Raw genomic sequence first — 8,400 nt, 5'->3', positions numbered from 1 at the left:
GGGTGGGACTCGCCAGGGGAGCCGTGCCGTGAGGGGGTCCCTCACGGCACGGCGGTGGCGCGAAGCGCGCCGGGGTCAGTCGCGGGTGAAGCGGTTCCAGACCTTGCCCGCGGCGCCGGAGACGGCTTCGCCGACATCGCCGAGCACCTTCACGATCGGATCGGCGGAGGTGGTGAAGGAGTCCTTGTACGACCGGGCGGCGGCCTTGACGTCCTCCGTCCAGTCCGCGGCGGGAGCGTCGTCCTCCCGGCGCGGGTACTCGCCCGCCAGCAGAGCGCGGTAGTCCTCGCTCGCCGCCCAGCGCTGCAACTGCGCGGCGCGCACCACCGCGAGCGGATGGGTCATGTCCTCGACGTAGCGCAGCTTGTGCAGGCTGTCGCGGATGTCGTCCACCGACTCGTACTCGCGGGCCTGTTCGAGGAACGACGCGGTGTCCACGGTCGCGGGGTCGACACCGCCGGCGAGCAGGACGTGGACCCGGAGCGCGGCCGCGGGGTCCTGCCCGCACAGCAGGCCCGCGCGGTCACAGGACAGTTCCGACTTGCGGAACCACTCTTTCAGCGCCGCGATGACGACGCGCAGGCCCAGCGCGCTCACGGGCATGAACGACAGGGACAGCTGGAGGTTGATCAGCCGGATCAGCATGGTGCGGTACACCGCGTGCCCGGACAGCACGTGTCCCATCTCGTGGCCGATGACGAACCGCAGACCCTCCCGGTCCAGCAGGTCCACCGCCGCGGTGGACAGCAGGATGAACGGCTCGTCCATGCCGACGGTCATCGCGCGCACCTCGGGGTCGCGCATGACGAACAGGTCCGGCACGGTTTCGAGATCGAGCACCTCGGCGCAGTCGTGCCGCAGCCGGTCGAGTTCCGGGTACTGCCGCGGGCCGACGCGGATCGACGAGGCCAGCGCCATCAGGCGTTCCCCGCGTTCGCTGAACGCGCCGGACACGGTCTTGAGCACCTGTGCGAAACCGGGTACCGCCCGCAGGGTCGCCAGTGCGCCCCGGTCGGCCGGATGCTCGTAGGCCCGCGGGCTGATGCCGGGGAACCGCACCAGCGCCCGGGAGATCTCGTTGTTGGTCACCTTCTCCAGATCGTTCCCGGGGCCGATCCGTTTCAGCCGTGCGGCGCTACGAGTTCGCGCACATGGCTCACGCTGCCGCAGCCGAACTCCAGCTGCCGTTGCCGCTGCGCGGCGAAGGCGCGGCCGAGCGAGGCCCGGTCGGAGGCGGACAAGGTACGCCGCAACCCGTTGAGCAGCAGCCGTTCCTCGGCGCGGATATGGGTGGAGACCACCGCTTCGAGCTCCTCCAGTGCCTTGTCGAACTCCTCGCCTCCGGTCGATTCGTTTTCCAGCAAGGAAAGCAGCGCACCCGCGAACCCCGCGCCCTCGTCGCGCCCGTCGGCGACCGAGGGGCGGACGACCCGCTCGGTCGCCGTATCGTGCGCGACCAGCAGCGCGGACAGTTCCGCGCGGGCTTGTCCGCGGTCGGACTCGGCGTTGCGCAGGTCCCGGAACAGCTGCTCGATCCGGCGGTGGTCGTCGAGGATCATCTCGACGAGGTCGGTGCCCGGCCCGGACGGCTTGCCCAGGGGACGCGTCCAGCCGAAGGTGAGTTCGACCGCGTGCTGCCAGTGCGCGTACTCCGATTCCCGGCGTGCCGGGTCCATCGAGGGCAGCCACTGGGCGGCCCGGTGCCAGTTGCGGCGCAGGCCCTCCAGGTCCGGCCAGTACCCGACCGACAGCCCGGCCGCGTAGGCCGCCCCGAGCGAGACGGTTTCGGCGACCATCGGCCGCACCACCGGCACGTCCAGCACGTCGGCGACGAACTGCATGAGCAGGTTGTCCGCGGTCATCCCGCCGTCCACCTTCAGCGTCGACAACCGGAGTCCGGAATCGGCGTTCATCGCGTCGACCACCTCGCGCGTCTGCCAGCCGGTGGCCTCCAGGACCGCGCGGGCCAGGTGGCCCTTGGTGATGTAGGAGGTCAGCCCGGCGATCACGCCCCGCGCCTCGCTGTGCCAGTGCGGGGCGAACAGGCCGGAAAAGGCGGGCACGATGTAGCAGCCGCCGTTGTCCTCCACGGTGCGCGCGAGCGTTTCGATCTCCGGGGCGCTGCCGATGAGTTCGAGGCCGTCGCGGAACCACTGCACGAGCGAACCGGTGACCGCGATCGAGCCCTCGAGCGCGTACACGGCCGGTTCGTCGCCGATCTGGAAACCGACGGTGGTGAGCAGCCCGTGCGTCGAAGGCACCGGGGTGCCGCCGGTGTTGAGCAGGAGGAAGCTGCCGGTGCCGTAGGTGCATTTCGCCTCGCCGGGGGCGAAGCAGGTCTGGCCGAACAGCGCCGCCTGCTGGTCGCCGAGCGCCGCCGCGATGCGGATGCCGGGCACCACCGTCGTGGTGGTGCCGTAGACCTCGGTGGAGGAACGGATCTCGGGCAGCATCCGCCGGGGCACGTCGAAGAACGCGAGCAGCTCGTCGTCCCAGGACAGCGTGCGCAGGTTCATCAGCATGGTGCGGCTGGCGTTGGTCACGTCGGTCACGTGCACCCCGCCGTCGGGGCCGCCGGTGAGGTTCCAGATGAGCCAGCTCTCCATCGTGCCGAACAGCACGTCACCGCGTTCGGCGCGTTCGCGCAGGCCCGGGGTGCGGTCGAGCAGCCAGCGGATCTTGGGAGCGGAGAAGTACGTCGCGAGGGGGAGCCCGGACAGGTGCCGGACCCGTTCGGCGCCCGCCGTGCGGGCGAGCTGCTCGGTCAGCGCGTCGGTGCGGGTGTCCTGCCACACCACCGCCCGGCTCACCGGTGCCCCGGTGTGCCGGTCCCACAGCACCGTCGTCTCGCGCTGGTTGGCGATGCCGAGCCCGACCACCTGCTGCGCGCTCGCCCCGGCCTGCGCGAGCGCCTGCGGCACGATCCGGCCGAGGTTGCGCCAGATCTCCGAGGCGTCGTGCTCGACCCAGCCCGGGCGGGGAAAGTGCTGCTGGTGCTCGCGCTGCACCACCGACACCAGACGTCCCTGCGCGTCGAACAGGATGCACCGGGTGGAGGTGGTGCCCTGGTCGATGGACATCACGTAACGCTGAACCATGGTCCTCGCTCCGTCTCGGCTTCGTTGCCTGCGGTCACTACCGGGACGCCCCGAGATCCCGGGACACCGCGCGGGCGGCGTCGCGCACCTGGTTGAGCAGCCGGGGATCGGGTTCCCCGCCGGAGTCGCAGAGGCGTTCCGCGGGGCCGGTCACCCCGATCGCGCCCACCACGATGCCGCCGTGGCCCCGGATGGGGGCGGCGATCCCGGCCTCGCCCGGAACCATCTCGCCGTTTTCGCAGGCCCAGCCCGCTTCGCGCACCTTGGCCAGCGCCCGTTTGAGCAGCACCGGCGATACCAGGGTGCGCCGGGTGTAGGTCTCGGGTTCGGTGCGGCGCAGTGAGGACAGGAGATCGGCGTCGTAGGCGAGCAGGATCTTCCCCAGGGCGGTCGCGTGCAGGGGCAGCAGGGTGCCGACGTCGAGCGTCTGCAGCGAGTCGTCGGGGCGGAAGACGTGGTGCACCACCAGGACCCGGCCCTCCAGCGGCGCGCCGATCCGCACCGCCTCGCCGCTGCGGGCGGCGAGCGCGTCCGCCCAGTTGATCGCGCGGGAGCGCAGCTCGTTCACGTCGAGGTAGCTGGTGCCCAGGTGGAGCAGTGCGGCGCCGAGCTGGTACTTGCCGGTGTCGTGGTCCTGCTCGACGAAACCGACGCCCTGCAGGGTGCGCAGGATGCCGTGCGCGGTGCCCTTGGCCAGTTCCAGTGATTCGGCGATTTCACCCACCCCGAGACGGCCGGAACCGCGCGCGAGCAGGCGCAGGATCGCGGCGGCGCGTTCGATGGACTGGATGGGGCCGGGCACGCTGAAACCCTAACCCGGCCGTCCCCGGTTCGACAATGTCGAACCCGGTCCCGGAGCCGTTCGACAATGCCGACCGCGCTTTGTTGACGTTGCTCCGGGCCGACCATAGCGTCCTTGCACCAGTAGTGGGACGGAATGTCCTTTGTGGAGGATGCAATGGCGCGAAACCTCAAGGCCATGGGGCTGCCCGGCGAACTCGCCGCGGAGTTCCTCGGCACGTTGATCCTGATCCTGTTCGGCTGCGGCGTGGTGGCGCAGGTCGCGGCGGCCGGAATCGGGAACCACGACAGCATCGCGTGGGCGTGGGGACTCGGCGTGACGCTGGGCGTCTACGTGGCGTCACGGATCAGCGGGGCCCACCTCAACCCGGCGGTGACCATCGCACTGGCGGTGTTCAAGGGCTTTTCCTGGCGCAAGGTCGCCCCGTACGCGCTCGCGCAGACCGCGGGCGCGTTCATCGCGGCACTGCTCGTGCGCTGGAACTACACCGAGGTGCTCAACGCGAAGGACCCCGGGCTGACCATCAAGACGCAGGGTGTGTTCTCCACGCTGCCGGGTAACGGGACCCTGCCGGTGAGCGACTGGGGCGCCTTCCGCGACCAGATCATCGGCACCGCGATCCTCGTACTGCTCATCCTCGCCATCACCGACCTGCGCAACACCGCGCCCGCGGCCAACATGGCCCCGCTCATCGTGGGCCTCGCCGTGGTCGCCATCGGCATGGCATGGGGTACCGACGCCGGTTACGCGATCAACCCCGCCCGTGACTTCGGGCCGCGGCTGGCCTCCTGGCTCACCGGATACGACACCGCCTTCACCGACCAGTACGGCTTCCCCTACTGGTGGATCCCGATCGTCGCCCCGGTTCTCGGCGGCCTGATCGGCGCCGGCCTGTACAAGCTGTTCATCGAGCGGTTCCTGCCGAAGGACGCGCCGGAGCCCGCGCCCGCGGTGAGCAGCCCCGAACTCGAAGCCGCCTGATCCGGCCGTCCCGGCCAATCCCCGTTTCCCGCAGCAAAGGAGCTTGCCATGCCCGATTTCGTCGGAGCCGTGGACCAGGGAACCACGAGCACCCGCTTCATGATCTTCGACCACGGTGGCAACGAGGTGGCGCGCCACCAGCTGGAGCACGAGCAGATCCTGCCCAAGCCGGGCTGGGTCGAGCACAACCCCACCGAGATCTGGGAACGCACCCGCTCGGTGATCGAGACCGCGCTGAACAAGGCCAACCTGCGTGCGGGTGACCTGGCCGCGCTGGGCATCACCAACCAGCGCGAGACCACGGTGGTGTGGAACCGGCGGACCGGCCGCCCCTACTGCAACGCCATCGTGTGGCAGGACACCCGGACGGACCGCATCGCTTCGGCACTCGAGCGCGACGGGCGCGGCGAGGTCATCCGCCGCAAGGCGGGCCTGCCCCCGGCGACCTATTTCTCCGGCGGGAAACTGCAGTGGATCCTGGAGAACGTCGAGGGGGTGCGCGAAGACGCCGAGAAGGGCGAGGCGATCTTCGGCACCACCGACAGCTGGTTGCTGTGGCATCTCACCGGGGGCGTGGACGGCGGGGTGCACGCCACCGATCCGACCAATGCCAGCCGCACCATGCTGATGAACCTGGAAACCCTGTCGTGGGACGAGGAACTTCTGTCCTTTTTCGACATTCCACGGTCGATGCTGCCGGAGATCCGCCCTTCGTCCAATCCGGACACCTTCGGCGTCACGCGGGCGAACGGGCCGCTGGGCGGCGAGGTGCCGCTGACCGGCGACCTCGGCGACCAGCAGGCGGCCACGGTCGGGCAGGTGTGCTTCCGGCCCGGCGAGGCGAAGAACACCTACGGCACCGGGAACTTCCTGCTGCTCAACACCGGGCACGAGCTGGTGCGCTCGAAGGCGGGGCTGCTCACGACGCTGTGCTACCAGTTCGGCAACGACAAGCCGGTGTACGCACTGGAAGGCTCCATCGCGGTCACCGGTTCCGCGGTGCAGTGGCTGCGCGACCAGCTCGGCATCATCAGCGGTGCCTCGCAGAGCGAGGCGCTGGCCCGTGAGGTGGAGGACAACGGCGGCATCTACTTCGTGCCCGCGTTCTCCGGCCTGTTCGCGCCGTACTGGCGTTCCGACGCCCGCGGCGCGATCGTCGGCCTGACCCGCGCTACCACCAACGCCCACCTGGCCCGCGCGACGCTGGAGGCGATCTGCTACCAGAGCCGCGACGTGGTGGAGGCGATGGAGGCCGACTCCGGCGTCACGCTGGACGTGCTGCGGGTGGACGGCGGGGTCACCGCGAACGAGCTGTGCATGCAGCTGCAGGCCGACGTGCTCGGCGTGCCGGTGTCGAAGCCGGTGGTCGCCGAGACCACCGCGCTCGGTGCCGCCTACGCCGCCGGTCTGGCCACCGGGTTCTGGGCCTCCACCGAAGAACTCGAACGGAACTGGAACGAGGACAAGCGCTGGCAGCCGTCGTGGACGGAGGAGCAGCGCACCAAGGGATACGCGGGATGGAAGAAGGCGGTCGGCCGGACCCTCGACTGGGTCGACGTCGACTGACACCCCGCCCCGAACAGCAAGGAGAACAGCCATGTCATCCGTACCGCTTTCCCCGGCCTACCGGGCCGAGTCGCTGCGCCGGGCCCGGAGCGAGGAAGTCGACGTCCTGGTCGTCGGCGGGGGAGTGACCGGCGCGGGAGCGGCACTCGACGCCGCTTCGCGCGGGTTGTCCGTCGTGCTCGTGGAGGCCCGTGACTTCGCCGCGGGCACGTCGAGCCGGTCGAGCAAACTGATCCACGGCGGGCTGCGGTACCTGGAACAGCTGGACTTCAAGCTGGTGCGGGAGGCGCTCAAGGAGCGGGGCCTGCTGGTCACCCGGCTGGCCCCGCACCTGGTGCACCCGGTGAAGTTCCTCCTGCCCCTGCAGCACCGGGTGTGGGAACGCGGCTACATCGGGGCGGGCGTGCTGCTCTACGACACGCTCGGCGGGGCGCGCGCCCTGCCCCGGCATCGCCACCTCAGCCACCGGGGGGCGCTGGCCGAGGCGCCGGGGTTGAGCGAACACGCGCTGATCGGCGCGATCCAGTACCACGACGCCCAGGTTGACGACGCCCGGCACACCATGATGGTCGCGCGGACCGCCGCCGGGCATGGCGCGTCGGTGCTGACCCGCGTGCGGATGACGAGCCTGCTGCGGGAGGGCGGCCGCGTGCGCGGCGCGCGGGTGCGGGACACCGAAAGCGGCGAGGAGTTCGAGATCCGGGCCCGGGCCGTGCTCGCGGCGACCGGGGTGTGGAGCGACGACATGGCCGAGGCGGCGGGGATCCCCGCGCCGTTCACGGTCCGCGCGTCCAAGGGCGTGCACCTGGTCGTGCCGCGCGCGAAGATCGACCTGCACACGGGCCTGATCCTGAGGACCGAAAAGAGCGTGCTGTTCGTGATCCCGTGGGAAACGCACTGGATCGTCGGCACCACCGACACGCCCTGGGACCTCGACCGCGACCACCCGGCCGCCAGCCGGGCCGACGTCGACTACATCCTGGAGCACGTCAACCGCGTGCTGCGCACCCCGCTGACGCACGACGACATCGAGGGCGTGTACGCGGGGTTGCGGCCGCTGCTGGCCGCGAAGGCCGCGGAGACCACGAAGCTGTCGCGCGAGCACGCGGTGGCCCGTCCGGTGCCCGGACTGTCCATCGTGGCGGGTGGGAAGTACACCACCTACCGCGTGATGGCCAAGGACGCGGTGGACATGGCGGCCCGGGATCTCGGGCGTCCGGTGCCGCCGTCGCGCACGGAGGAGGAGCCGATCCTGGGCGCGGTGGGCTACCACTCGCTGTGGGAGCGGCGCCGCGCGCTGGCGGAGCGGGCCGGGCTGGCGCCGGAACGCGTGGTCCACCTGCTGCGCCGCTACGGCAGCGCGATCCACGACCTGCTGGACGCGATCGCCCAGCGGCCGGAACTCGGCGAGCCGATTCCCGGTGCCGGGGGCTACCTCAAGGCGGAAGCCGTCTACGCCGTCTCGCACGAGGGTGCCCTGCACCTGGAGGACGTGCTCACGCGGCGGACCCGGATCTCGATCGAGCAGGCCGGGCGCGGGGTGGAGGCGGCGCCGGTGGTGGCCGGGCTGATCGCGCCGCTGCTGGGCTGGGACGAGGCGACCCGGCAGCGCGAGGTGCGCACCTACCTCGAACGGGTGCGGGCGGAGCGGGCGGCGCAGGAACAGCCCGACGACGAGGCCGCCAACGCCAGCCGCCTTGCCGCCCCGGACCTGCTGCCCACCACCTGAACCCCGGGGCGTGACGACGCACTCCAGGGTGCGTTTTCGGCCGTGCGCGGGGACGGGGGCGAGCCGTGGAGGGAGCGGCTCGCCCCCGAACACCGAATGGTGACCCGGTGCCACCCTTCCTACGATGACCGGCATGGACGTCACGCCGGCGCGATCCGCTCGCGGCGGCCTCGTGCTGTCGACGCTGGCGGCCGGCCAGTTCCTGATGACCCTGGACCCGTCGG

The 8,400-nt window shown here is 71.0% G+C and carries 6 protein-coding genes; 3 read left to right on the top strand and 3 right to left on the bottom strand.

Translation table 11 applies throughout. The features are described 5' to 3' along the window. Positions 1 to 75: 75 nt before the first annotated feature. From FNH05_RS25550 to FNH05_RS25540, 3 genes are read right to left on the bottom strand one after another with little or no spacing between them, the layout of a single operon-like run. A complete protein-coding gene (locus FNH05_RS25550; RefSeq protein ID WP_144591256.1) occupies positions 76 to 1,089 on the bottom strand; it encodes a M48 family metallopeptidase in 1,014 nt (337 codons plus the stop codon). A 32-nt stretch (positions 1,090 to 1,121) separates the two neighbouring features. Next, a complete protein-coding gene (gene glpK, locus FNH05_RS25545; RefSeq protein ID WP_144591255.1) occupies positions 1,122 to 3,098 on the bottom strand; it encodes a glycerol kinase GlpK in 1,977 nt (658 codons plus the stop codon). A 37-nt stretch (positions 3,099 to 3,135) separates the two neighbouring features. Continuing rightward, entirely contained in the window at positions 3,136 to 3,900 is a 765-nt protein-coding gene (locus tag FNH05_RS25540; RefSeq protein ID WP_144591254.1) for an IclR family transcriptional regulator, read from the bottom strand. 156 nt (positions 3,901 to 4,056) lie between these two features. Here FNH05_RS25540 and FNH05_RS25535 point away from each other — a divergent pair, with 156 nt between their 5' ends. From FNH05_RS25535 to glpD, 3 genes are read left to right on the top strand one after another with little or no spacing between them, the layout of a single operon-like run. Further along, positions 4,057 to 4,881 (top strand): MIP/aquaporin family protein, encoded by an 825-nt coding sequence (locus FNH05_RS25535; RefSeq protein ID WP_144591253.1) that lies wholly within the window; start codon positions 4,057 to 4,059, stop codon positions 4,879 to 4,881. A gap of 48 nt (positions 4,882 to 4,929) precedes the next feature. Continuing rightward, positions 4,930 to 6,447: a glycerol kinase GlpK gene (glpK, locus tag FNH05_RS25530; RefSeq protein WP_144591252.1), complete on the top strand. Its 1,518-nt coding sequence runs from the start codon at positions 4,930 to 4,932 to the stop codon at positions 6,445 to 6,447. Positions 6,448 to 6,478: 31 nt separating this feature from the next. Beyond that, positions 6,479 to 8,176, top strand: a complete 1,698-nt coding sequence (gene glpD, locus FNH05_RS25525) for a glycerol-3-phosphate dehydrogenase (protein WP_144591251.1) — start codon at positions 6,479 to 6,481, stop codon at positions 8,174 to 8,176. The last annotated feature ends 224 nt before the right edge of the window (positions 8,177 to 8,400 follow it).

The organism is Amycolatopsis rhizosphaerae, assembly GCF_007713715.1.
GTDB lineage: Bacteria > Actinomycetota > Actinomycetes > Mycobacteriales > Pseudonocardiaceae > Amycolatopsis_E > Amycolatopsis_E rhizosphaerae.
Note: the sequence above shows the minus strand (reverse complement) of the source record. Positions and strands in the feature narration are given on the sequence as shown.

Excerpts from the sequence above, each read along its gene's own strand:
- glpK (WP_144591255.1), bottom strand. The coding sequence starts at position 3,098 with ATGGTTCAGCGTTACGTGATGTCCATCGACCAGGGCACCACCTCCACC.
- FNH05_RS25535 (WP_144591253.1), top strand. The coding sequence starts at position 4,057 with ATGGCGCGAAACCTCAAGGCCATGGGGCTGCCCGGCGAACTCGCCGCG.
- glpK (WP_144591252.1), top strand. The coding sequence starts at position 4,930 with ATGCCCGATTTCGTCGGAGCCGTGGACCAGGGAACCACGAGCACCCGC.
- glpD (WP_144591251.1), top strand. The coding sequence starts at position 6,479 with ATGTCATCCGTACCGCTTTCCCCGGCCTACCGGGCCGAGTCGCTGCGC.